Here is a 22,384-nt window from a genome sequence, read left to right on the forward strand (position 1 = left end):
AAGACGCGGCCTGGTCAGCTTTCGTTAATTTTTTGAGCAGTGCTTGAATTGTGGTAAAGTGCAACCGTGTGATACCGTAGGGTCACATACGGTTTATGGGCCGATTGCTGGGGGTTGGTGTGATTGATGTCGCACTCTGGCTTGCTCCGCTCGACGGTGAAAATCCGTCAGGGGAGGATTTGCGCAACGACCCGGCTTTTCATGAGCTGGAGCGCCTGACGGAACCTGAGATCAAGGTCGTCCACAACGGCCAAAACAAACCCGCCTCGCAAAGCACCATTCCGGTCGACTGGCCTGCGGTGCTCGCCAAGGCGGAGGAATTGCGCGCGCATGGCCGGGACCTGCGCCTGCTCGTCGTCGTCACGCGCGCGCTGGCCAATGAAGAAGGACTGGCCGGGCTTGCGCAGGGGCTGACCCTCATTGCGCAGACCTTCGATCAGCATTGGGAAACCATGCATCCGGCACTGCGGCCCAACGCTTCGCCACGCGATGCCGCCTTGCGCCGCATCAACGCGCTGCTCGACCTCCAGAATGGTCAGGAGGGGTTGTTGGCGAACCTGCGGCAAATGACGTTCTTTGCGCCGCGTGCAATCGGCCCGATTCAGGGCAAGGATCTGGAAAAGGGTGCGCTCGACGACCGTGTCATGCTCCAGGAGGCCGCCTCGGGGTTGAATGCGGCAGAAAAGGCCGCACTGGTCAGTGCGCACGGACAATTGTTGAACCGGGTGCGTGCCGGATGTGCGGCACAGATGGATCAAGCCAACGCAGAGATGGTCTTGCTCGTCGCTGACGCCCGGGCAGCGATCGCGGCCCTTGACGCGGTCGAGACCGCTCTCAACGCCCGTCTCGAGGGCGGCACCGCTCCTGTTCCGGAATTGAAACGGTTTCTGCAGCGTTTGCTGACGACCCTCGAACGGAATTCGGCAGCCGGCGCCGTGGCGAATGGCGCGGCCAAGTCGCCCACGCCGGCAGAACCGGCAACGCCTGCTCGAAACGGTCATGGAGCCGATACTATGGCAAGTGCGGCAAGTTATACGGACTCGAGCACGGGGCTTCCCGACCGGATTTCCTCGCGCGACGACGTGGTGAAATGCCTCGACCTCGTCGTCGCCTTCTATGACCGCACCGAACCGTCGAGCCCGATCCCGCACCTGGCGCGGCGTGTGCGCCGAATGGTGCATATGGATTTCGTTGAACTGATGGAAGATCTCGCCCCGTCGGGGTTGAAGGAATTCCGGCTCCTTGCCGGCGTTCCCGATGTCAAGAAGACGGCTCAGAAGGATGAAAGGTAACAACACATGCCAGCCGAAAGCAAAGCGAAGGTCATCGAACGAAATCGCGCGCCGCGGGTGCAGATCGCCTACGATGTGGAGACCTACGGTAGTCCGACGACGATCGAACTGCCGTTCGTCATGGGCGTGATGGCCGACCTTTCCGGTGCTTCGCAGACCAAGGAAGCGTCAAAGTCGGTGCTGGACCGCTCCTTTGTCGAGACAGACGCGAACCGCTTCCCCAAGTTCATGGAGGCGCTCGGACCGCGGGTAAAGGCCCGCGTGAAGAATACGCTGCCGCAGGCTGAGGGCGCCGAGCGGGACGAGGAACTGGCGCTCGATCTTACGTTTTCCAGAATGGGCGATTTCGCCCCGGACAAGATTGCAGAGCAAGTTCCGCAACTGGCCGAGATCCTCAAGATGCGTCGCCAACTCGAGGAACTGCTTGGCTTCATGGATGGCCGCGTCGACGCCGAAAAACGCATCGCGCAACTTCTGAACAACGAACCGCTTCTTGGCAAGATCGCCAGCCAGGCGCTGGCTGACGACGACAAGGTTGGGGAGTAAATCATGGCCGAACAGCAAAAGACCGCCGCCGTCGCCGCCGAGGCCGAAGCCATAGACCTTGGAGAATTCAGCGGACTCCTCGAGAAAGATTTCAAGGTCAAGAAGGACGACAGCGAGAAACTGCAGCAACTCGTGCGCAATCTCGCCCTCGCGGCACAGTCCCGTTCCGATACAACCACCATCTCGTCCAATGCGATCAAGTCGATCAAGTCGCTGATCGCGGGCATCGACAAGATGCTGACGACACAGGTCAACGAGATCCTGCACGCGCCCGAAGTGCGCGAAATGGAAGGCACATGGCGCGGCCTCTGGTATCTCATCAACAACACCGAGACTGATCAGAAGCTGAAGATCCGGGTGATGAACATCTCCAAGGAGCAACTGGCCGACACGCTCGAAGACTATGAAGGCCAAATGTGGGACCAGAGCCCGATCTTCAAGAAAGTCTATACGGACGAGTATTCGATGCTTGGCGGCGAGCCGATTGGCTGCGTGATTGGCGCCTACGAATTCTCGAACCACCCGCGCGACGTTGGTTTGCTGCGCAACATCTCCGGCATCTGTGCTTCGGCGCACACGCCGTTTATCGCAGCCGCCTCGCCGCGCCTGTTCCGCATGGACAGCTGGCAGGAATTGCCGAACCCGCAAGATTTGCAGCAGATCGTCTCCAACCCGGCCTATGCCTCGTGGCAATCGCTGCGCGAGAGCGAGGACGCTCGCTACATCGGCCTGACCATGCCGCGCGTTCTGGCGCGGCTGCCATATGGCACGGATACCGTTCCGGTGAAGGGTTTCACCTTCGAGGAAGAGGTGCAGGGCGATCACAACAAATATGTCTGGATGAACGCCGCCTTCCCGATGGGCGTGAACATAAACCGCAGTCACAAGCTCTATGGCTGGGGCACGCAGATCCGCGGCGTCGAGAATGGCGGCACGGTCCTCAACCTGCCGGTGCACAGTTTCCCGACCGATGACGGGTCGATCGCGATGAAATGTCCGACGGAAGTCGCCATCGACGACCGACGCGAAGCGGAACTGGCCAAGCTTGGTCTGATGCCGATCCTACATCGAAAGAATACCGATCTCGCGGCCTTCATCGGCGCACACTCACTGCAGGACGACGAGACGCGGGCGGGACGGCTGGTCGACCCCGACGCGCAGTCCAATGAGCGGCTGAGCGCCAACCTGCCTTATCTCTTCCCGGTCTCGCGCTTTGCGCATTACCTCAAGGCCATTGCGCGCGACAAGGTCGGCTCGTTCAAGGAGCGCTCCGATATGCAGATCTGGCTGACCGAATGGATCAACCGATACGTGCTGGCCAACCCGGCCTTTGCCGACGACAAGGCGCGCGCTAAGCGCCCACTTGCCGCGGCCGAGGTTCAGGTGGACAGCGTCGAGGGGCGGCCGGGCTATTACAACGCCCGCTTCTATCTGCGCCCGCACTACCAGCTCGAGGGCATCAATGCCTCGCTCCGACTGGTCTCGGAACTGCCGTCCGTGAAGACTTGATTTACAGCAACACGATCTTGGTTTTTTGAAAGCGGTGGAGAAAGACAATGCCCACAGGTACGAAGATTGATGGTTTTCTGAAAGTTCCGGATATCAAAGGCCCAAGCGCTCGAGACGGCCACGAGGACGAAATCGAAGTCCACGGGGTCGATTACAAGATAGTCGCGCCATACGATCCGAATTCGCTCTCGCGCCGCGGTCGCGTTTCCTTGGGCATGATCAAGTTCACCAAGCACTATGACAAGTCGTCGCCCTATCTGAAGAAAGCACTGTTCGAGAACAAGGCGCTGGACGAAGTGGTGTTCTCGGCACGCCGGACCATCGATGGCGAGACCAAGGATTACCTGGTCGTCACCCTCACCGACGCCTCGATCATGGAATACGACATGTCGCAGGCCGAGGATGAGGAAGACCTGATCGAGGAAGAGGTCAGCTTCGCCTACAAGAAGATCAAGTTCGTCTATGACGGCAATGACGAAATCGAAATGGATGTCTATGTCGGCAAGTGAGGGCCGGCGGCCCGACGCGGACAAGCTGCAGGTTACCGCTGGTTCGCGAGCAAAACGCGAAGCGGTCCAGCCCTCTCTCTGGGACCGCCTCGTAAACGACCTGCCGGGCATGACCTCCGAGATAGACGGGCTACGCCGGGCCTTGCAGGACGAACTCGGCGTGGATCGGCTGGAGGGTCTGGCTGCGGGCAGCGCGCGGCTCATCGATGCCGATGCGGAGTTGACGGCCGATCAGAAGCGGCGTCTGCACCGACTGGCCTTTCAGACCCAGCACCGCGCAGAGATGGAAAGCCGCGGCGTGGTCGTGTCGGCCCGCGTGCTCCGGGAGGCCGTGCGGCGCGACATCGAGGCTCTGTTCAACACCGAGCGTTTCGAGGCTGTTCCGCTTCTCTCCGATCTCGAAAGCGAGCAGTCAGCGGACAACCCGCCGTCGCTCGCCGATTTTCCGGAGGTGCGCCGAAGCGTGATCAACTACGGCGTACCCTCCTTCTCCGGCCGTTCCTCTCGCGACTTTGATCGCGAAGCCCTGGCGCGCGAGATCCGCTCGGTGCTTGCAACGTTCGAGCCCCGCCTCAAGGAAAATACGACGAAGGTCACGGTGACGCTTGGCGACAAGAGCGTGGGTTTGAAGATCGAGATTGACGCGGTGCTGATCATGACGCCGACGCCGGAACGCATGCGCCTGCGCACCACGATCAATCTCGACAACGGCTTGGCGCGGACCGAATTTAGGGAGGCCTGAGATGGATCGGGTCTTCGTAGAATATTACGAGGAGGAACTGACCCATATCCGTGCGCTGGCGGCGGAATTTGCCGACCTGCATCCGGCGGTGGCGCGCAATCTCTCGCTCGACACGGTGCCGTGTCCGGATCCGTATGTCGAGCGATTGCTTGACGGCGTCGCTTTCCTCGCGGCGCGCACCCGGCTGAAAGTCGACGCCGAGCGCTCGCGGTTTTCACGCAGCGTTCTCGACGTTCTGTATCCCGATCTGGTCACGCCGGCGCCGGCAACGGCGATGGTGGTGCTGAAACCCGGCCAGCAGGTCCAGACGATGGTTGCCGGCCATGTCGTCAAGCGCAACACCCGGCTGGTCTCCGGCCTGCAGCCCGGCCTTTCGACGCGTTGCACCTTCACCACCGCCCAGGACATCACGCTGTGGCCGATAGCGCTGACTTCCGTAAGCTATTTTCAAGATCGCAGCGCGCTGGCAGCGGCCGGCATAGCACCGATCGGCGGTGTGGCCGGCGAGGCGGCGCTCCGCATCGTGCTGGCCCGAACCGGAAAAGGCAGGCTCGACGAACTGTCGCTCGATCGGCTTGATCTCTACTTTGCGGGACGCACCAAGGCCCCCCTGCTTTTCGACGCGATTTTCGGCGCTTGCTCGGCCGTTGGCGCACGCGCGGAAGGCAAGACCAATCCCCTATCGCCTTTGCCGGAACCCGAAATGATCGGCATCAGCGACGACGAGTCCCTGATGCCTCGTACCCGTCCGACATTCGAGGGGTACCGCCTGCTGCGCGAATATTTCATGATGCCCGAGCGCTTTCACTATGCGCGGGTTTCCGGGCTGCAGCCCGTCGTGCGTCGATGCGCGGCCGGGGTCGAGATCATCTTCATGTTCAGGCGCCCGGTGCCCGAGCTTGCCGACTTGACACCGGCCGATTTCGAACTTTTCGCAACGCCCATCATCAATCTCTTCGAGCGTGAGTGCAACGTCATCGAGCTTGATCCGCGCAAGACGCGCCAGGTGCTGCATGCCGATCGGACGCGGGCGCGCGACTTCGAAATCTATCGGGTCATCCGCGTGGAGGACGCCGACACCGGGGGTAGCGATGCCGAAATTCCAGAGCTCTTCAGCCTGGGTCAGAATCGCGGCAGTGGCTGGGTCTACTCCACCGAGCGGCGCCCCCGTCGCCCGACGGAAGACGAGCGGCGCGACGGGCTGACCCGCACCTCCTACGCAGGGGACGATGTTTTCCTGGCAATTTCACGCCCGGTGGAAAGCCCGGCGAACCGGCCGCTGAAGCGTGTCGACATCGTGGCGCTTTGTACCAACCGCGATCTGCCGATCCTCGATGACAATCCCACTTTGACGCTGGAGGCCGGCGACCCGGTCGAAACGGTGCGGCTTCTCGGCGCGTTGCGTCCGCCTCGCCCGGCCATCCCCGCCGCGCTTCCGGTGGGCGCGGCGGGCGAATCCCGCGCCGACAATCTCGCCTGGCGGCTGGTGGCCCAACTGGCGCTCAACTTTCTCAGCCTTGCCAAGGAAGGCCGCGGCGTCGATCCGCTGCATGCGCTGCTTGATCTGTACGCCGACCGGGGAGATCCGAGCCTTGCCCGCAACGTGCATTCGATCGTTCGCATAGACTCGCGGCCGGTCATCGAACGGCTGCAGATCGACGGGCCGATGTGCTTCGGACGCGGCACGGAAGTGACATTGCATGTCGACCAGTCGGTCCTGGCGGGGCAAAGCACATTGCTGCTTTCGGCCTTGCTGGCACGGCTGTTTGCCCGTCATGCCGGTATAAACGGCTTTGTGCGAACCCGTACGCGGCTGCTGCAGAAGCAGGAGGATGTGCCATGGCCGATGACGCCCGGCAATCGCTACCTGATCTAGACACAGTCGACTCGAGCCAGACCGAGGGGCTGTCCGAGACGTTCGACTTCTTCGAGCTGTTGCGCCGGCTCGAACGGAGGGGCGGGCTGTTCGGCTATTCCAGCTCGCCGGAGCGCGAGCCGGCGAGGCTCGGACAGCATATGCGTCTCAGCTTTTCGGCCAGGGACGTGGTTGAATTCCGCGAAGCGAACGACAAGGCTCCGGCCAGGGTCACGGTCGCAAATCTTGGCCTGATGGGACCCGAAGGTCCGCTGCCGCTGCATCTGACGCGCTGGGTGCTCGATCGGCTGTCGCAGCGCTGGTTCACCGGCGCCGATGCCCGGCAAACCAGCGACACGACATTCATGGACTTCGTCAACATTCTGCAGCACCGCATGATCGCCCTGTATTATCGGGCATGGGCGGATGCGCACCCCGCCGTACAGGTCGAACGTGCGGTTGGGGGGCGCGTCCGCGCCATGCTTGAAGCCATGGCGGGAATCGGACTTCCGGGCACCCAGAGCACCGATCTCGATACGGTGAAGCTTCGCCAGGCAGCTTCGCTCGCCAGCCAGGTCGATGGCCCGGAACGGCTGACGCTGTTCCTGGCGGAAGCCTTCAAGGTGCCGGTTCAGATCAAAGAGTTCATCGCCGCCTGGATAAACATCCCGGCCGGGCTCCAGACCCGCCTTGCAAAAGCCTATGCTGGGCTCGGCCGGGGGGCGACGATCGGCCCGCGCGTTTTCAACCGCCAAAGCAGGATCGAACTCCGTGTCGGCCCGCTGGGGTACGAGGACTTCAAGGCGTTCCTGCCTGGCGGCCAGCGGCTCAAACTGTTCAAGCAAGCCGTTCGCGACATGGTCGGGGAATCGCTCGACGTCGATCTGCGCATCGTGCTTGCGCGCGAAGCAGTGCCGCCGCCCCGTATCGGAGCGGTACAGCTCGGCCGGACCGCCTGGCTTGCGCGGCCCGTTGAAAGGGGCGATGCTGACGACATGCGGCTGCGGACAATCGTCGGATGGCGGCCGGAAATGGCGGGGGTCGCGGCATGAGCCTGCTGCTGACGCTGGAACAAGGGCCACGCACCCAGGCGGTGCGGCAGACCCGGCTGGACGAGGGCGAGTTGGTGATCGGCCGCAGCGCGGACGCTGGCTGGCAGATCGATGATCCCGACATGTTCGTTTCGCGGGCTCATTGCAGGATCTCGGGCGGGCGGGATGGATATTTCGTCACCGATACGTCAAGCAGCGGATTGTTCATAAACGACTCCGACAGCCCGCTCGGCGCCGGCAAGTCGACGCGCCTTCAAAGCGGCATGCGGCTAAGACTGGGCGACTACGTCGTCTATGTCGATCTGCAGACGCCAACCGCCCAAGCATCCACAGCCGGCCAGCCGGCTCCGGAACGCCTGCCGCCGGTATCCCGAGCGCCTGTGAGCATCGGCCGCGACGACTTCTTTTCCGCCACGGTCGAAGAAGAGCCGCGACGCCCACGTCCGGCGGATCTGCCGAACCCGTTCGAACAGCCGGTTCCGGGCGCGTTCGAACGTGCCACCTCCGGCCAGCGCAGCTCGCCTGCTTTCGATGACCCGTTCAGCCTCGATCCGGTTTCAACGCCTGTGTCGAAAAATGCCGTCCCTTATCTCGAACCGGGCGGCGCGGCGAACCGGGCGGACCCATTCAGCCTCGACCCCGAGCCGTCTCCAAGCCGCGAAGTCGAACACGCTCATGGAAAGCCGTCCGATTTCAATGATGATTTTGGTTTCGGATCAGCCACGGCGCCCGGTTCGGCAAACGGCACCGGCTCGGCCGGAAAGCGCGAGCACATCGCCCAACGGCCACAATCCGCCAATCCCTGGGATTTGCCCGTGCGAGCGGCTGATGTCCCACCTCCAGCGCGGACAGGCGCCGCTGCCAAACCCGCTCGCCTGCCGGCAGCGCCGCAACTGGGCGACATGGCGCTTCGCTCCGCATTCCTGCACGGCCTGGGTGTCGAGGAAGCCGACTTCCCCGGACGCGACAGCCTTGCGGAAATGGAGAAGTTTGGCCGCGAATATCGGCTGATGATGGAAGGCCTGATGCAGCTTCTGCGCAAGCGGGCCGAGGAAAAGGGAAACGCTCGCGTCGCCCAGACCATGGTCGGGGCTTCCGAAGTCAATCCGCTCAAGTTTCTGCCGACGGTCGACGACGCCATCGTCACGCTTCTCGCCGAGCGCAGCCCGGGATTTCTCGCCGGCGAAGCGGCAATCGCCGACGCGGTTCGCGACCTCGCTCAACATCACGTGCGCGCCTGGCGAGGCGTACAGGGCGCCTTGCGGCGGATGATTGACCGTTTTGACCCGGCAGCGATCGAGGAAGAGCTGAAATCGAATTCCGCGATCGGCACGCTGCTTTCAGGCGGGCGCGGCGCCAAGCTGTGGGAGCTTTACCAGAAACGCCATCGTGAAATCGCCGAGAGCGCGGAAAAAAGCTTCCTGGGTGAGATCGGCGCTGATTTTCGGGACGCATATGAGGAGGAGTGAGACATGATCGATCGACGCGAATTTATCGTCGCCCTGGGCGCAACCGGGCTGCTTGCGGCTTGCCAGAGCGGTCCGCCAAAACCTTCGGTGATCACCATCAATGTGACCGGGGGGGCTGGCATGAATCCGGGACCAGGTGGCGGTGACCGGCCGGTGACGGTCCTCGTGATGCGGCTGCGCAGCACCGGCAAGTTCAATTCCGCCGACTACTTTGCCCTGCAGGGAGATGCCGGCTCTGCACTCGCAGGCGACCTCATCGGGTCCGACCAGATCGCCGTCGGGCCGGGAAAATCCGCGTCCAAAACCATCACCGTCGAGCCGGATGCGACGGCGCTGGGCTTCGTTGCACTGATCCGCGAGCCTACTGGCAGGAACTGGCGGACGACCAAGTCGGTGTCGGCGGGATCACAATTTACGGTCAACGTCACGCTTGGCAGCGGCGGCATTTCCGCCTAGCGGCCAAGGCAAGGGGAGCTCAATGCAGAGAGTAGCGGCATGAGCGATGCAAACAGGGTGTTGTGGTCCGAAGGTCTGTTTCTCCGGACTCAGCATTTCCAGCAGCAGGATCGGTTTTTCGAGGCGACAGTGCGCGGCGCGTTGCAGGCCGGGCAACTGCACACGTTCGGCTTTCAGCAGCTGACGTTGGATCAGGCATTGCTCGATGCCGGCCAGATCTCGATCCTGTCCGCACGGGGCATCTTTCCGGACGGGACACCTTTCTCCATTCCAGACATGATGGACGCACCGCGACCATTGCTGGTCACCCCAGACACGGGCGCCGGGCCGGTGCTGGTCGCCTTGCCGCTGGAGCCTCCCGGCGGTGTCGGCTTCGATCCGGCACACGCCGCCGCCTCGGGAGCACGCTATCACGGACGGATCGTTTCGGTGCGTGACGCCGTCCAGGGCGGCTCAGATCCTGAAGAAATCGAGATCGCCCGTCCGCAGGCGCTGTTGCTTGCACCCGGCAAGTCGGTCGGTGGCTACACAGCCTTGCCGATAGCCGACCTCAAGGGGGTTCGAGCCGATGGCGGCGTCTCCGTGGACGAGACCTTCCTGCCGCCGACACTGGTTACCGGCGCGGTGGCCTGGTATCGACAATTGCTTCTGGAGGTTGTCACGGGCCTCGACCAGATCGCGGAGGCGCATGGCAAGATGGTCATGGGCGGGCCTGGGCGCAGCGTCGAAGATCTGCTGATGCTCAATCTCGCCAATGCGGCGCGCCCGCGGCTGGCCCACATGCTGGCGCAGGATGTCTTCCATCCGGCCGAGCTCTACCTGGAACTTGCCGGGCTCGCCGGTTCGATGGCTACCTACGGATCGAGCGCGCGGCGGCTGGGCGAGTTGCCCGCTTATGATCACATGGCGCCAGGCCTCGCTTATTCGGCGCTGGCGGATGCGCTGCGCTCGCTCATCCTCAGCCTGCGTTACATCGAGCCGAAATCGCGTGCGCTGCCTGTCATGCGGCATTCGACCAATGTCTGGAAAATCCGCATCGACAACCCGAAGCTATTGGTGGCCAGCCGGATCGTCATCCGGGTCGGTTCGGAGCTGTCGGAGGACGCGCTGCGCAAGATATTCGTCAATCAGGCGACTGTCGGCTCGGCCGACCAGTTCGAGGGCCTGTGGAAATCGCGTTTGCCCGGCATTCCGCTGAAACCGCTTCATTCCCAGCCGCGCGAGATCCCCTACGATGGCGATCGGCTGTGCCTCGAGCTTGACCAGAAAAGCGAGCACTGGGCGTCGCTGCTCGATGCCCCAGGCTTCGTCATTGGCGTTTCGGGTGTGTTGCCAAGCGAGCCGCAGGTGGACTGCTATTCGGTGAACAGGTGAGATCATGAGCCGCGATGATCCTTTCGGACTGTCGGAGGATCGCGAACGCACTCGCATACGATTGACCGGCGCTCCGATGCCGCGGCCCATGGCGCCACTCTTGCCGGGCGCGGCGGCAAAGCGGTCTCGGACCCACCCGAACGCGCTTGTCAACGCGTTCGCGCCCTTGCTCGAGTTCGCTCCCGAGCTTGAAAGTGCGTTGCCGCCGGAGAATCCGGAAGCGTTGCGCACCCGATTGCTCGAAGAACTGGTTCGGGCACGCGACCTAGCAATGTCGACAGGGTCCTCGATGGAGAGGGCCGACCAGGCAGCCTGGGTCGTGGCTGCGTTGCTCGACGATCTGGCTTTGAATACGCCATGGGGCGGGGCCAGCGCCTGGCCGCGGCAGCCGCTTGTGGTCATGCTGCGCGGCGATGTGGATGCCGGAACGCAGTTCTTCACGCGTCTGGACGAACTGGAACGCCATCCCAACCGCGATCGCGAATTGCTGGAACTGCAGTATGACTGCATGGCGCTCGGCTTTCGCGGCAAATATCGCGTGCCTGGGCGGTCAGGCGACCGCTCGCTCAATGCCGTTCGCGTGGCGGCGGCACGCTTCCTGCGCGATGCCGACGCCGAAGGCGCGCCGCTGTCGCCAAACTGGAAGGGCGTGATCGCATCCGACGAGCCGCAGCGCTTCATCGTTCCGATCTGGGTCATGGCGCTCGGTGCGGCGGTTGTTGCCACTGCCATCCATATCGGACTCTCGATGGGACTGAGCAGCCAGGCGGTCGAGCTTTCCGCACTTGTGCGCACGTTGCCGCCGCCTGCACGCGGCGACATCAGCCGGACGTCACCCAAGGTCGAGGCCCCGCCACCAGAGAAAGTGGATTTTGCGCTGTTGCCGGAATTTCAGGCCGGGGCACCGGCCGACCTCCGATCCGCCCTCAGCGGCACCGAGAGCGTTTCGCTGGCCAAGCTGATCGTCCAGGCCTCCAACCCCGAACTGTTCCAGTCGTCGCGGCCACAACTGACCGAAGGCTTCGAGCCCCTGATCGGTTCGATCGCCAAGGTGATCCTTGCCAATCAGGAGCTGATCGGGAACATCACGGTGATCGGCCATACGGACAGCGTTCCTCTGCAGAAGACCAATCCGCTGTCGACCAACCAACGACTGTCCGAGGCTCGCGCCCAGACGATTGCCGACATGCTGGTCCAGAACGGCGTGCCTCAGGACCGCGTCCATTCCGAGGGCCGCGCGGCCACCGATCCAGTGGCCAGCGACAGCACGCGCCAGGGGCGGGCGTTGAACCGCCGCGTCGAGGTGCTTGTCGAAAAGAGGCTGTGAGATGTTTATCCTGCGCTTCCTCTGGGCGGTTCTGACATCGCGCTGGCTGTGGACGCTGATCGGCATCACGCTGCTTTCCCTGGTCATCTGGGTGTTCGGTCCGATCGTCAGGATCGGTCCCTACGAACCGTTCGCCTCTGAAAATGTGCGCATCGTCATCATCGCGCTGCTGGTCATCTTCTGGCTGATCTGGCTGATCGTCGCCCAGCGCCGGGCGATCCGCGCCAACCGGCTGTTCGTCGCGGAGATCGCCGCGCCTGCGGTGGAAAAGCCGCTGAGCCCCGGCGAAGAGAACGTCGCGGCCGTGGGTGCCAAGTTCGCCGAGGTGATGGCCGAACTGAAGCGCCGCAAGCTGGGCGGACGCAAGTTTCTGCGCGAGATGCCCTGGTATGTGATCGTCGGGCCGCCAGCCACCGGCAAGACCACGGCTCTGAGGCAGTCCGGACTGAATTTTCCGATCGACCTCACGGACGACCTGCAAGGGGTCGGCGGCACGCGCAACTGCGACTGGTTCTTTTCCGAAAACGCGGTTCTGATCGATACCGCCGGCCGCTATGTCCAGCAGGAGAGCCAGCCCGATGTCGACGCGGCGGAATGGCTGGGCTTCCTCGACCTTTTGAAGAAGCATCGCGGCCGCCGCGCGCTCAACGGCGTGATCGTCGCGCTTTCGATCGATGTGCTTTCGGAGGGCGACGAAGCCATCAAGGCGCATGGCCGCAAGATCCGCCGCCGGTTGGCCGAGCTCAACGACCGGCTCGAAATCCGCCTTCCGGTCTATCTGATGCTGACCAAGGCCGATCTGATCAAGGGTTTCGAGGCCTTCTTTGGCGGTCTGTCCACCGCCTCGCGCGAGCAGGTATGGGGAACGACCTTCGCGCTGGATGCGCGCGTGGATGCCAAGATCATCGAACGCGAGATTTCAACGCTGGCGACGGAACTCGAGCGGCGGCTGGTGCCGCGCCTGGAGGATGAGGAAAAACTCGCCGCCCGCGCCGAGATCTTCCGGTTTCCCGCCCAACTGGCAAGCCTGTCCGAACCGATCCAGGTGCTGGTCGAGGCAATGTTCGGCGAAAGCCGGTATGAAGAGGCTGCATGGCTGCGCGGCCTCTATCTGACATCGGCGACCCAGGAAGGGGCACCCATCGACCGGCTGACCGCGGCGCTGTCGTCGTCCTTCGGTCTTCCGCCACGGCGGGCCCTGCCCGCACCAAGGGTCGAGAAACGCAGCTTCTTCTTGAAGAACCTGCTCACCGAAGTCATCTTCAAGGAAGCAGGCCTCGGTACGTTCGACCCGCTGGCTCAACGCCGCCGCGCCTGGATTTGGCGCGGTGCCGCGGCTGCCTGTGCCGCTGCAGGCTTGTTGGCCAGTGCGGTGTTTGCCTGGTCCTACTACGACAACCGCAATGCGATCTCGGCCCAGGCAAGCCAGTTCGAAGCGCTGCAGACGCCGCTGACCTCGGCTGCCGCAAATTCGGCATCGGTGCAGCAGCCTGCCATCGACGGCGCGCTCGAGGCGATGGACGCGGTAGCGAATGCCCGCACCGCTCCACCAGCAGCAGCGCAGGATCTGCTGGGGCCATCGGCCTCGGCGGAACTGGTGCGGGCTCAGACCGACACCTACGATCACGCCCTGCGCAACGTGCTTGAGCCGCACATGGTGGCCCTTCTCGAGGCCACCATGTGGCGGCAGATCCGCGATCCGGATTTCATGCTCGGCGCGCTCAAGACGTATCGCATGATGACCGGTCTGTCGCAGATGGATCCCGACTACGCCCAGAACTGGTGGGTGAACAGCCTGCCCGAATTCGCGGCCGCGGCACCATTTCCAACCGCCGATGCCGAAGAGCATCAGCTTGCCGCCATCCGCCGCATGACGGTCGACGAAAGCTATGTCGCACCCGACCAGGCCCTGGTTGCCGAAGCGTTGAAAACGGTGTGCACGATCTCGTTGCCGGCGCGTGCCTACAAGCAGTTGCTGGCCGATCCGGCGGTGGCCGGTCTAAAAGACTGGATCCCGGCCAATTTCGCCGGCCCCAACGGTGGCAAGGTGTTTGCGCGGCGTTCCGACAAGACGCTTCGCGTCGGCATTTCCGGAGCATTCACCTATTCCGGCTTCCACGACGCCATTCTCGACCGCATCGAGGATGTGGCAGCACAAGCGGCGCTGGATCGGGCGGTCTTCGCCGGAGGCTGCTCCGAGAACTCCGAAACGTCCGTGTCGGCGCTGTCCGAGGATATCCTGAAGCTCTATTACGACGACTATATCGCACAGTGGGACAGCTTCCTGCGCGATATGAGGCTGGCGCCGTTGAGCGACCTCAATGTCGCCAGTGAGAATCTGAAGGATCTTTCCAGCGCCGATTCAGCGCTGAAACGCCTGCTCACGGCAGTCGTTCAGGAGACCGAGCTTACCCGGTCCGATGAAGCGCCGGCCGACGACAAGGCGGCGGCCAAGGCCGGCTCGAAACTGCTCGGCAAACTCGGCAAGCTCGGCAAGATCGTCAAAACGGGGGCAAAGCTGCTTCCACGCGCGGGCTCAGCTGACGAGGTGGATCTTACCGGGAACCTGGTGGCCGAACACTTCAAGCCGCTCAAAGGTGCTATTGCCGAGGTCGACGGCCAGCCGCCAGCACTCGACGCCGCGGTGGTGGCTCTGACGGCGCTGTCCAACGTGTTGCAGACGGTCACGGCCAATCCCGACCCCCAGGATGCCATTAAGAAGCAAGGCGGCCTTGCCGAACTGACGGGTGCGGTTGCCAGGCAGGCACAGATCCTGCCGGACCCTATCAACAGCTGGCTGGGCGGGATTGCCGGTGACACCAGCAATTTGACTCAGAAGGCGGTCACTTCGGAGCTCAACGCCATCTGGCGGGCGGACATACTGCCTTTCTGCCAGGCAGCGCTGAACGACCGCTATCCATTCAGTCCGGAAAGTGCGGTGGACGTCAATGTCCGCGACTTCGCCCGCCTGTTCGGACCGGCGGGCCTGATCGATGCCTTCATCAACGACCATTTGATCAGCTATGTAGACACCGCCAGCCAGCCGTGGAAATGGCGTGCCGACTTTGGCCTCGACCCTTCGGCGCTGGCGGCGTTCGAGCAGGCCAGGCGGATACGCGATGATCTCTTTCCCGGTGGTACCGGACCGGTGATGAGCTTCACGCTCGAACCGAAAGACCTGTCTCCGAACGTCACGCGTGTGACGCTCAATCTCGATGGCCAGACCCTCGTCTATTTCAACAACGCGACGCGGCCGCAACCGATGACCTGGCCCGGCAAGGACGGCACCGGGGTCATCTCCCTCGCCTTCCAGCCCATCGACGGCTCACCCGAAATCATGCTGAACGAGACCGGCAGCTGGGCGTGGCTGAGGATGCTGCGCAGCGGCCGATTCACCGGGACTTCGCTGTCCGATGTCTACAGCCTGCGCCTGGGGACGAAAGGCATGTACGCCGATTTCGAGCTCAAGGCCGCCAGCGTCGAAAATCCCTACAATCTGCAAATGTTCAAGAAATTCTCATGTCCACCGCAGATATGAACCTGCCCGGCTTTTACGGAAAAATGCCCGCCACCGGCGATTTCGTGACACGGCGGCTGTCGGGTGACTTTGTTCGCGGCTGGGACCGCTGGCTGGCGCAGCATCTCGTCCCGCTGTTCGGCTCGGAATTCTGGCCAGGCACAACCGCACTGCGCTTTCTGGCTGGCCCGGCTTGCTTCGGCGCATCGGCGGGCATCATACTGCAGAGCGCCGACAGGGTCGGCAGGCAATTCCCCTTGAGCGTCGTCGCACAGCTTGCTGAAGCCCCGGTTCGGCTGGCTGACGCCGAGGCGTGGTTTGCCGGGATCGAAGAAGCGGCCATCGCCGCCCAGCACGGCGAACTGACGCCCGACGAATTCGATGCCGCGCTGGCCGCACTGCCGGTGCCGCCCGTCGAGCCGGACGGCGAGATCATCGGCGGCATGGTGATGTGGACCGCCCGTTCGGACATTTTCGACATCGATCCGCAATCGCCTCAAACGACGCTGGAACAGATACTCGCCGGCAGTTGGGAGACCAGCTGATGGGGGCGAATTCGACGACGCGTAAAACCCGGCACAGACACAGACCCGATCGATAGTTATTTCCAGGGCAGTCAAGGCCCGCTGTTTCATCATCGCGTAAAGGATGCGTGGTTTCGAATGTGGATATTGTCCAACGAGACGCCATTCGCCGCCCAGGAAAGCTGGACGCGTGACGAGCGCGGGCACGAGGTCTGGCTAATTGCAATCAAGGCGTCGTTCGAGATCGATGCCGACGGCAAGCAGCGGCTGTTGAAGGACCAGACACCGGTCAATCTGGCGCCCGTCTATGGCTCCGACCCGAATGAGCTTCTCGACGAGACGGACCTCAACCTGGAGAAGAAGCATACCGACATTCTGGTCGAAGGACATGTCTATGCGCCCGGCGGGCGTCCGGGCATCGAGAGCGCCGCGCGCATGAAAGTCGGCAACGTGGACAAGACCGTCAATGTGGTGGGCGACCGTGTGTTCATGCCCGGCGCGGTGTCGGTGCGGATGAGCCGGGCCGAACCCTTCACGAAAATGCCCATCAGCTGGCGCCGGACCTACGGCGGCACGGATATGGAGGCCTCGAAGCCGGACTGGGACCAGCGCAATCCGGTCGGTACCGGATTTGCAGTCGATCCGCAGCGGCTGATTAGTCGGACGGGACCCAACTTCGAATATCCCGACGCACCCTACCGCGACCACAGAAGCGGCAAGCCGGCCGGCTTCGGTCCGGTGGCGCGGCACTGGCAGCCGCGCATGAAACATGCTGGCACCTATGGCGCACAATGGGAGAAGACGCGCGATCCGCTTTTGCCCCTCGATTTCAGCCGAATGTACTACCAGTGTGCGCCTGAGGACCAGCAAACCCAGACGCCGCTCATCGGCTATGAAGATGTGCGGCTCGGCAATTTCACCGCGGATGGCTTCCTGCAGTTTCTCTTGCCGCGCATCACCTTCGACATAACCACCGAGTTCTACAACCGCCCGGATCGCAAGAACGGCGAAGCCACCATCCACACGCTGCGCATCAAGCCCGATCTCAGGCAGTTTTCGATAACATGGATGTCGACCCTGCCGGTACCTTACGACGAGGAGCGCCTGAAAATGACGACGCTCAGTGTCCGTGAGCGTACCGGCATTTCGCCAATGATCGCGGCAAGCGGCGTCTGGCTGGCGGATGAAGACGAATGATGGCCAAGGCAGACACGATTGCCGTTGTCGGCGTGGGCGCGCGTACCCCGCTAGGTTTCGACGCGGCCTCAAGTGCTGCGGCGGTCCGCGCCGGAATCTCGGCCATCCAGGAACATCCCTACATGATCGACCGCTTCGGCGAACGGATGAAGGTGACCCGCGATACCAGCATCGATGTCGATCTGCGTGGCGTCGACAGGGCCGTGGAGATAGCGGTATCGCCGGCGCTCGACGCGCTGCGACCTCTCTTGCAATCGAACGCTAATGCCGCAGTGACGCTGATCCTGTCCACCGGAGAGCCCCGGCCGGGCCAGCCGGATGGCTTTGCGGCAGAGGTCGACAAGCGGCTGCGCAAACAGATCGGGCAGCATGTCGGTCTGGACGGCGGCGGCTCAACCGCGGGCGGCCACGCCGGGGGGCTGCTTGCGATTCATCACGCCTGCAAATCGTTGCGCGACGGCAGAGCCAAATTCTGCCTGGCGGGCGGCGTCGACAGCTATCTCGAGCCGGAGACGCTGGAATGGCTCGACCAAAACGAGCAGCTTCATTCGGAGACGACCACCTATGGTTTCTGCCCGGGTGAAGCGGCGGGTTTTTCCTTGCTGACAACGCTTGGCGTGGCGCGCGCCCTCGGGCTACTTCCGCTGCTCGAAATCGTCGGCACTTCAATTGCGAGTGAGGAAAACAGAATCAAGACGGAGACGGTGGTGCTGGGTGAAGGCCTGGGCGCCACTTTCCGCCTGCTTTTCCAGGATGCGCCGATTGACAAGGTCGATCGCATCATCTGTGACATGAATGGCGAGCGTTACCGCGGCAACGAGTATGGTTTCGCCGTCATCCGCAATCCCGGCCGTTTCAAGGATGCCGCCGATTTTGAGACTCCCGCCGATTGCTGGGGGGATGTCGGCGCGGCTTCGGGTCCGTTGTTCGTCAGCCTGATCACAGAAGCGGAAGCGCGCGGCTACCAGCCTGGGCCACTGTCGCTGATCTGGGCGAGCTCCGAAAACGGCGCACGAGCCGGCGTGCTGCTTGGCGGACCGAGTAGGGCCGGCTGATGACCACTCATATCGTCGTCAACAATCTGGGCTTGACCTACAAGGGCACAATCGGCCTGTCGATCGCCACCATACCCGATGTCTGCAAGACCCCGAGCCCCGGCGGCCCGATCCCCTTGCCCTACCCCAACATCGCCAATCAGAGCACGCTTAAGGATGGCACCACGACGGTCTTTGCCAAGGGCGGCAAGATGATCGCCATCAAGGGCTCGCAATACGCGATGAGTTCCGGCGACGAGCCGGGCACGGTTGGCGGCGTCAAGTCGAATGTCTTCAAGAAAGCGACCGACTGGATCACCTATTCCTTCGACGTGAAAATGGATGGCGGCAACACCTGCCGCCACACCGACAAGAAGTTCCACAACGACAAGAACACAGTGAACCTGGCCGGAGATGTCGACCCGCTTAAGCAAGCCGACTGCTTTATGCTGAACATCCGGTGCGACAAGAAAATGAAGAAGCGCGGCAAGAAAAAATGGACGCCATGCATGTGCAAACAGCTTTGCGCAAAGGTGGCGTCCCTTGATCGCGCACGGCTGAACCGCGGCAAAAGCACCTCGAAGGGAAAATCCCTGCGACGGGTGGACTACAGCCAATCCGACTACGATTCCTACAAAGCGACGTATACCGAGCGTTTCACCGCGCGCGCCGCCGACAAGAAAAACAAGATGGAGAGCCAGTTCGCGCATCCATGCGCAGCCAAGGAATGGAACGCCATGAACCCGAGGCCCGCAAACCCTACAGAGGGTGGGTCAAGCGCTCCATTCAACGCCGACCACCTGCATGATGCGGCACTCGGCGGCCCACTCGCTAGCATGCGCAATTTCAAGATGCTGAATACGCGGGTGAACACGACGATCGGTGCCGCCATGGGCAGGTACAATCGCGACAACTCGGGTGACCACGATGGCTTGCCGATACGCGCGCATCCGAGTTGCCAGTGTCCGGACGGCCCTCCGGATCCATGATCTCTAGCAAGGAGACGCTCCATGTCCACTGACGTACTTTCGCTCGTAAAACAGATAGCCGCCTTGGCCATCGAACACCGATCGTTTTTCCGGATCGACCGAAAGCCCGTCTTCAAACCGGGCGCAGGCGAGCAAGACATCGGCAAGCTGAAAAAGCTTTGGAGCCACCCTTTGCCAGATGACTACCTGAACCTGCTGAGCACCCATAACGGTATCGACAATTTCGATGCGCCGAACGTTTTCCTGCTGTCGACGAGATACATTCTCGATAACCCCGAAATGGACGAGCTCTTTGTCGATGCGGAGATGTTCCGCGAAGGTGAAATCTTTATCTTCTGCCAGGCCGACAACGATGCGCATTCGGTTGCCTTCAGGGCCGGTAGGAAAGGGGACATCGACGTCATCGACTTCGATTCCGGCGGCATCCGCCAGAGGCATCCGGATTTCGTGGCCTATCTCCAGTCGCGAAAGGCCGAACTCGAGAAAGACATCGCCCGTCACAAGGCAGACCGAAAGGGTCTGACGCGATGAGCCAAAGCCTGCAATCGTCGGGAACTTTCTTCAAGACTGAAACACGTTTTGACGAGAAAATCCCGCGCTGGGAACTCAAGTTGATCTGCATCCTGTATTTCAATCGTCCGATTGAAATCGTCTACGTCAGACGCATCTACGACCTCTATATGTCGCGCTTCGGCAAAAGAATGCGCCGGTACCTGTCAACCTGGTCGGATTCGTTCATCGACGACTTCGATGAACGCGTGCATCGCAGGTTTCTCGACGAGTACATCCCGGATTTGTATCGGACGCTGGAATGGGGCTACGCCTTCGACGATGACAAATTGCTCGGCGCATTTCTGTTCGTCTTCCACAGCTACAAACCGGTAAGCGAGCCCAACAAGTCGAGCTTCTGCCGCTTCGAATTCCCACACGACTACGATCAGGACGAAATCCAGGCCTTTGTGCTGGAGGTTGCGGCGCTCGCACCTTTCACCAGCGGAACGTGCGGCTATGTGCTGCAACCTTGGCCCGATGATGTCGAAGCCTTCGACCACATGTATTCCGTCTGCCAACGATATTGGGGCGTCGAGGCCTGGAACCAGGACGTAACCGTCAACTGGCTCGCCAACCGTTTCAAATGCATATCCTGGCTTACGCTGCTCGGCACCTCGATCCTGCAGGAATTCCCAGAACTTCACGCCGCAGCAAGCGGGGCCGCGCATGCCTACAAGGAGTTTGCAACAGGCGCGATGTATCAGACCCGGCCTCGTGCGGCCCTCATCGACCTCAACCGGCGTGAGGATTTCCAGCCGGAGGCAAGGCTCGCCGAAGCGCTTCTGCCGGCACAGATCGTCAAGCATGGCTCGTTTGGCGGAAATCGGTGGACTGATGAGAATTCGACGCAGTGGCTACACAGGTTTACGACTGACAATTCCCTGCCCTAGGCAGCAACGATCTTGGGGCAGTCCGCGTCAAGGCGCTGCCGCCAGCCAGCCGCCGGCACTGGCCCATGCCTTGACCTTGTCAGCGAACGGCACTTTCGCGACATCATCCCCGAAATGATCCTCGAAAGTCTGCCCAAGTTGGCTCGGATCGGTGGTGAACAGATCCGCCTCGCGCGATTCCGGAAACAGTTCCAACAGTGCGCCGCCAGCGGCAGGCGCCAGGGCCGGTGTCCGCATCTGGTGGATCAGCCAGTGCAGCAGGGTGCGGTCGCCCAGCATACCCGCGCCGCGTACGGCCAGCGGTGCGGTTTCAGGCGATTTCAGCAAACTACCCATCCAGGCGCGAACATCCCTGTCGGGCGCCGCCTTGACCGCCGCGCGCAGCGCCGTCATTGCATCGGGGCCGCCGCTAACCGCCACATTGCGCAGCTCGGAGCTGGCTAGGTCGCCCGAGCCGAGTTCAGTCAACGCCCAGGCAGCCCAGAACCGCGGTTGCTCCTCATCATCCTCCAGCGCCGCCGGCATTTCCTTGGCGAGATCGGCGCGTTTCAGCTTTCCGGCGAGACGCAGACTGGCGGCACGAACGCGCGCATCCGGGTCACGGACAAGCCGCGCCAGCATCTGTTTTGGATCGACGCCATGCCCGAGGCAGGCCGACACGCCGAGAAATCGCTTGAACGCATCCTGGGCACCGATCCAGTCCCGCACCAGCGGAGCGATCGTTTCCGGCTTGTGCCATGCCAGCGCGCCGACCAAGCCACGGGCGTCGTCCTTGCTTTGACGGCCGAACTCGACCGCCTCTTCCATCCGGCGGCCGTTGCTCTGCTCGATCGCCATCCATGCGTAGAGGAACAGCTCGCCCTTTTCGGGAAAGTTCTCATATGCCGCAACGACGAACGGCCAGGCTGCCGGCCCGGCGATACGCAGGCCGTCGAGGTTGGCCTCCAGACGGCGGTCGACGCCGGCCACCACATGAAGGTCCGGCGGATCGTCCACCATCAGCGTGTTGCGCTGCGCCCAGAAGAATGCCGCCTGCTCCGCGTGCTGTCTGACGACGTCTGGAACGATTGGCCGTTCCGGCGCGCCTTCCAATTTTTGATTGCGGGTTTCGGCCGCCATCAATTGAGATCGATCGAGCCGCCGCGGATGCGATTGGCGGCGCTCGCCTGGCTGGTGACATATGTGCCGCGAATGGTGATGCGGCCATCTTTTTCCATGAGGATCGTCGCCTTGCCGCAACGCAATTCGATGCGCTCTTCGCCTATGATGCGAACGCGCTCGCCGTCGCGCATGATTTGCGGCGCGGCGGTCTTGCGCGCCGGCTCGACAATGCGGCCGACGATCAGCGGCTTCATGGCGTCGCCCTCCTGAAACAGCAAAGCCACCTCCGAGCCGATCATATCGGCCGTCAGTTCGGCCAGGCTGCGCGCCGGCAAGGCTGTCTCTTCCGGATTGCCGGGAAACACCACCAGCGGCGACACGGCATCGTCGAAACCGAGAAAGATGCCGATCACCACACCGTCAATGCGTTCGCGAACGTCGCTCATCGC

20 protein-coding genes are annotated in these 22,384 nt (G+C 62.5%); 18 read left to right on the forward strand and 2 right to left on the reverse strand.

All coding sequences use genetic code 11. The features are described from left to right. The first annotated feature begins 119 nt into the window (after positions 1-119). The 18 genes from tssA to ASD99_RS14435 all read left to right on the forward strand — a co-directional run bounded on the left by tssA (position 120) and on the right by ASD99_RS14435 (position 20,834). Entirely contained in the window at positions 120-1,292 is a 1,173-nt protein-coding gene (gene tssA / locus ASD99_RS14350) for a type VI secretion system protein TssA (RefSeq protein WP_057144027.1), read from the forward strand. A gap of 6 nt (positions 1,293-1,298) precedes the next feature. Then, positions 1,299-1,838, forward strand: coding sequence for a type VI secretion system contractile sheath small subunit (tssB, locus tag ASD99_RS14355; RefSeq protein ID WP_027035514.1), 540 nt, complete (start codon positions 1,299-1,301; stop codon positions 1,836-1,838). Between the two features lie 3 nt (positions 1,839-1,841). Next, the gene (gene tssC / locus ASD99_RS14360; protein WP_027035515.1) at positions 1,842-3,347 is read left to right on the forward strand and encodes a type VI secretion system contractile sheath large subunit; all 1,506 of its coding nucleotides are present in this window, start codon (positions 1,842-1,844) and stop codon (positions 3,345-3,347) included. A gap of 47 nt (positions 3,348-3,394) precedes the next feature. Then, complete coding sequence (locus ASD99_RS14365; RefSeq protein ID WP_056581790.1) at positions 3,395-3,856, forward strand: type VI secretion system tube protein Hcp; 462 nt, start codon at positions 3,395-3,397, stop codon at positions 3,854-3,856. Beyond that, positions 3,843-4,598, forward strand: coding sequence for a type VI secretion system baseplate subunit TssE (tssE, locus tag ASD99_RS14370; RefSeq protein WP_057144028.1), 756 nt, complete (start codon positions 3,843-3,845; stop codon positions 4,596-4,598). The genes ASD99_RS14365 and tssE overlap by 14 nt, the downstream gene beginning before the upstream one ends. Position 4,599: 1 nt before the next feature. Continuing rightward, positions 4,600-6,474: a type VI secretion system baseplate subunit TssF gene (tssF, locus tag ASD99_RS14375; RefSeq protein WP_057144029.1), complete on the forward strand. Its 1,875-nt coding sequence runs from the start codon at positions 4,600-4,602 to the stop codon at positions 6,472-6,474. Then, positions 6,438-7,505, forward strand: a complete 1,068-nt coding sequence (gene tssG / locus ASD99_RS14380) for a type VI secretion system baseplate subunit TssG (protein WP_057144030.1) — start codon at positions 6,438-6,440, stop codon at positions 7,503-7,505. The genes tssF and tssG overlap by 37 nt, the downstream gene beginning before the upstream one ends. After that, on the forward strand, positions 7,502-8,974 hold the full coding sequence (tagH, locus tag ASD99_RS14385; protein WP_057144121.1) for a type VI secretion system-associated FHA domain protein TagH: 1,473 nt from the start codon (positions 7,502-7,504) through the stop codon (positions 8,972-8,974). Before tssG ends, tagH begins: the two co-directional genes overlap by 4 nt. 3 nt (positions 8,975-8,977) lie before the next feature. Then, positions 8,978-9,430 (forward strand): type VI secretion system lipoprotein TssJ, encoded by a 453-nt coding sequence (tssJ, locus tag ASD99_RS14390; protein WP_056581794.1) that lies wholly within the window; start codon positions 8,978-8,980, stop codon positions 9,428-9,430. Between the two features lie 39 nt (positions 9,431-9,469). After that, positions 9,470-10,804, forward strand: a complete 1,335-nt coding sequence (gene tssK / locus ASD99_RS14395; RefSeq protein WP_056581795.1) for a type VI secretion system baseplate subunit TssK — start codon at positions 9,470-9,472, stop codon at positions 10,802-10,804. 4 nt (positions 10,805-10,808) lie between these two features. Further along, entirely contained in the window at positions 10,809-12,131 is a 1,323-nt protein-coding gene (gene icmH / locus ASD99_RS14400; protein ID WP_056581796.1) for a type IVB secretion system protein IcmH/DotU, read from the forward strand. 1 nt (position 12,132) lies between these two features. Next, entirely contained in the window at positions 12,133-15,669 is a 3,537-nt protein-coding gene (tssM, locus tag ASD99_RS14405) for a type VI secretion system membrane subunit TssM (protein ID WP_057144031.1), read from the forward strand. Then, a complete protein-coding gene (tagF, locus tag ASD99_RS14410; RefSeq protein ID WP_244497735.1) occupies positions 15,651-16,193 on the forward strand; it encodes a type VI secretion system-associated protein TagF in 543 nt (180 codons plus the stop codon). Before tssM ends, tagF begins: the two co-directional genes overlap by 19 nt. A 117-nt stretch (positions 16,194-16,310) precedes the next feature. After that, on the forward strand, positions 16,311-17,369 hold the full coding sequence (locus tag ASD99_RS14415; RefSeq protein ID WP_057144033.1) for a DUF2169 domain-containing protein: 1,059 nt from the start codon (positions 16,311-16,313) through the stop codon (positions 17,367-17,369). After that, on the forward strand, positions 17,366-18,424 hold the full coding sequence (locus ASD99_RS14420) for a beta-ketoacyl synthase N-terminal-like domain-containing protein (protein WP_244497736.1): 1,059 nt from the start codon (positions 17,366-17,368) through the stop codon (positions 18,422-18,424). The genes ASD99_RS14415 and ASD99_RS14420 overlap by 4 nt, the downstream gene beginning before the upstream one ends. Beyond that, positions 18,424-19,392 carry a DUF4150 domain-containing protein gene (locus ASD99_RS32165; RefSeq protein ID WP_082583268.1) on the forward strand — a complete coding sequence of 323 codons (969 nt, stop codon included), beginning with the start codon at positions 18,424-18,426 and terminating at the stop codon, positions 19,390-19,392. The genes ASD99_RS14420 and ASD99_RS32165 overlap by 1 nt, the downstream gene beginning before the upstream one ends. Positions 19,393-19,413: 21 nt before the next feature. Continuing rightward, positions 19,414-19,923 (forward strand): SMI1/KNR4 family protein, encoded by a 510-nt coding sequence (locus tag ASD99_RS14430; RefSeq protein WP_156388981.1) that lies wholly within the window; start codon positions 19,414-19,416, stop codon positions 19,921-19,923. After that, complete coding sequence (locus ASD99_RS14435) at positions 19,920-20,834, forward strand: type VI immunity family protein (protein ID WP_057144036.1); 915 nt, start codon at positions 19,920-19,922, stop codon at positions 20,832-20,834. Before ASD99_RS14430 ends, ASD99_RS14435 begins: the two co-directional genes overlap by 4 nt. A gap of 27 nt (positions 20,835-20,861) precedes the next feature. On the opposite strand, the gene ASD99_RS14440 is transcribed toward ASD99_RS14435, so the two are convergent. Further along, a complete protein-coding gene (locus tag ASD99_RS14440; protein WP_057144037.1) occupies positions 20,862-21,953 on the reverse strand; it encodes a HEAT repeat domain-containing protein in 1,092 nt (363 codons plus the stop codon). Further along, on the reverse strand, positions 21,953-22,381 hold the full coding sequence (locus ASD99_RS14445) for a DUF6484 domain-containing protein (RefSeq protein WP_057144038.1): 429 nt from the start codon (positions 22,379-22,381) through the stop codon (positions 21,953-21,955). Before ASD99_RS14445 ends, ASD99_RS14440 begins: the two co-directional genes overlap by 1 nt. Positions 22,382-22,384: the final 3 nt, after the last annotated feature.

The sequence above is a fragment of the Mesorhizobium sp. Root695 genome (assembly GCF_001428185.1).
GTDB lineage: Bacteria > Pseudomonadota > Alphaproteobacteria > Rhizobiales > Rhizobiaceae > Mesorhizobium.

Bases quoted from the DNA above. Each gene is read 5' to 3' on its own strand.
- tssB (WP_027035514.1), top strand. From the start codon at position 1,299: ATGCCAGCCGAAAGCAAAGCGAAGGTCATCGAACGAAATCGCGCGCCG.
- tssC (WP_027035515.1), top strand. From the start codon at position 1,842: ATGGCCGAACAGCAAAAGACCGCCGCCGTCGCCGCCGAGGCCGAAGCC.
- ASD99_RS14365 (WP_056581790.1), top strand. From the start codon at position 3,395: ATGCCCACAGGTACGAAGATTGATGGTTTTCTGAAAGTTCCGGATATC.
- tssE (WP_057144028.1), top strand. From the start codon at position 3,843: ATGTCGGCAAGTGAGGGCCGGCGGCCCGACGCGGACAAGCTGCAGGTT.
- tssF (WP_057144029.1), top strand. From the start codon at position 4,600: ATGGATCGGGTCTTCGTAGAATATTACGAGGAGGAACTGACCCATATC.
- tssG (WP_057144030.1), top strand. From the start codon at position 6,438: ATGGCCGATGACGCCCGGCAATCGCTACCTGATCTAGACACAGTCGAC.
- tagH (WP_057144121.1), top strand. From the start codon at position 7,502: ATGAGCCTGCTGCTGACGCTGGAACAAGGGCCACGCACCCAGGCGGTG.
- tssJ (WP_056581794.1), top strand. From the start codon at position 8,978: ATGATCGATCGACGCGAATTTATCGTCGCCCTGGGCGCAACCGGGCTG.
- tssK (WP_056581795.1), top strand. From the start codon at position 9,470: ATGAGCGATGCAAACAGGGTGTTGTGGTCCGAAGGTCTGTTTCTCCGG.
- icmH (WP_056581796.1), top strand. From the start codon at position 10,809: ATGAGCCGCGATGATCCTTTCGGACTGTCGGAGGATCGCGAACGCACT.
- tssM (WP_057144031.1), top strand. From the start codon at position 12,133: ATGTTTATCCTGCGCTTCCTCTGGGCGGTTCTGACATCGCGCTGGCTG.
- tagF (WP_244497735.1), top strand. From the start codon at position 15,651: ATGTCCACCGCAGATATGAACCTGCCCGGCTTTTACGGAAAAATGCCC.
- ASD99_RS14415 (WP_057144033.1), top strand. From the start codon at position 16,311: ATGTGGATATTGTCCAACGAGACGCCATTCGCCGCCCAGGAAAGCTGG.
- ASD99_RS14420 (WP_244497736.1), top strand. From the start codon at position 17,366: ATGATGGCCAAGGCAGACACGATTGCCGTTGTCGGCGTGGGCGCGCGT.
- ASD99_RS32165 (WP_082583268.1), top strand. From the start codon at position 18,424: ATGACCACTCATATCGTCGTCAACAATCTGGGCTTGACCTACAAGGGC.
- ASD99_RS14430 (WP_156388981.1), top strand. From the start codon at position 19,414: ATGTCCACTGACGTACTTTCGCTCGTAAAACAGATAGCCGCCTTGGCC.
- ASD99_RS14435 (WP_057144036.1), top strand. From the start codon at position 19,920: ATGAGCCAAAGCCTGCAATCGTCGGGAACTTTCTTCAAGACTGAAACA.
- ASD99_RS14440 (WP_057144037.1), bottom strand. From the start codon at position 21,953: ATGGCGGCCGAAACCCGCAATCAAAAATTGGAAGGCGCGCCGGAACGG.
- ASD99_RS14445 (WP_057144038.1), bottom strand. From the start codon at position 22,381: ATGAGCGACGTTCGCGAACGCATTGACGGTGTGGTGATCGGCATCTTT.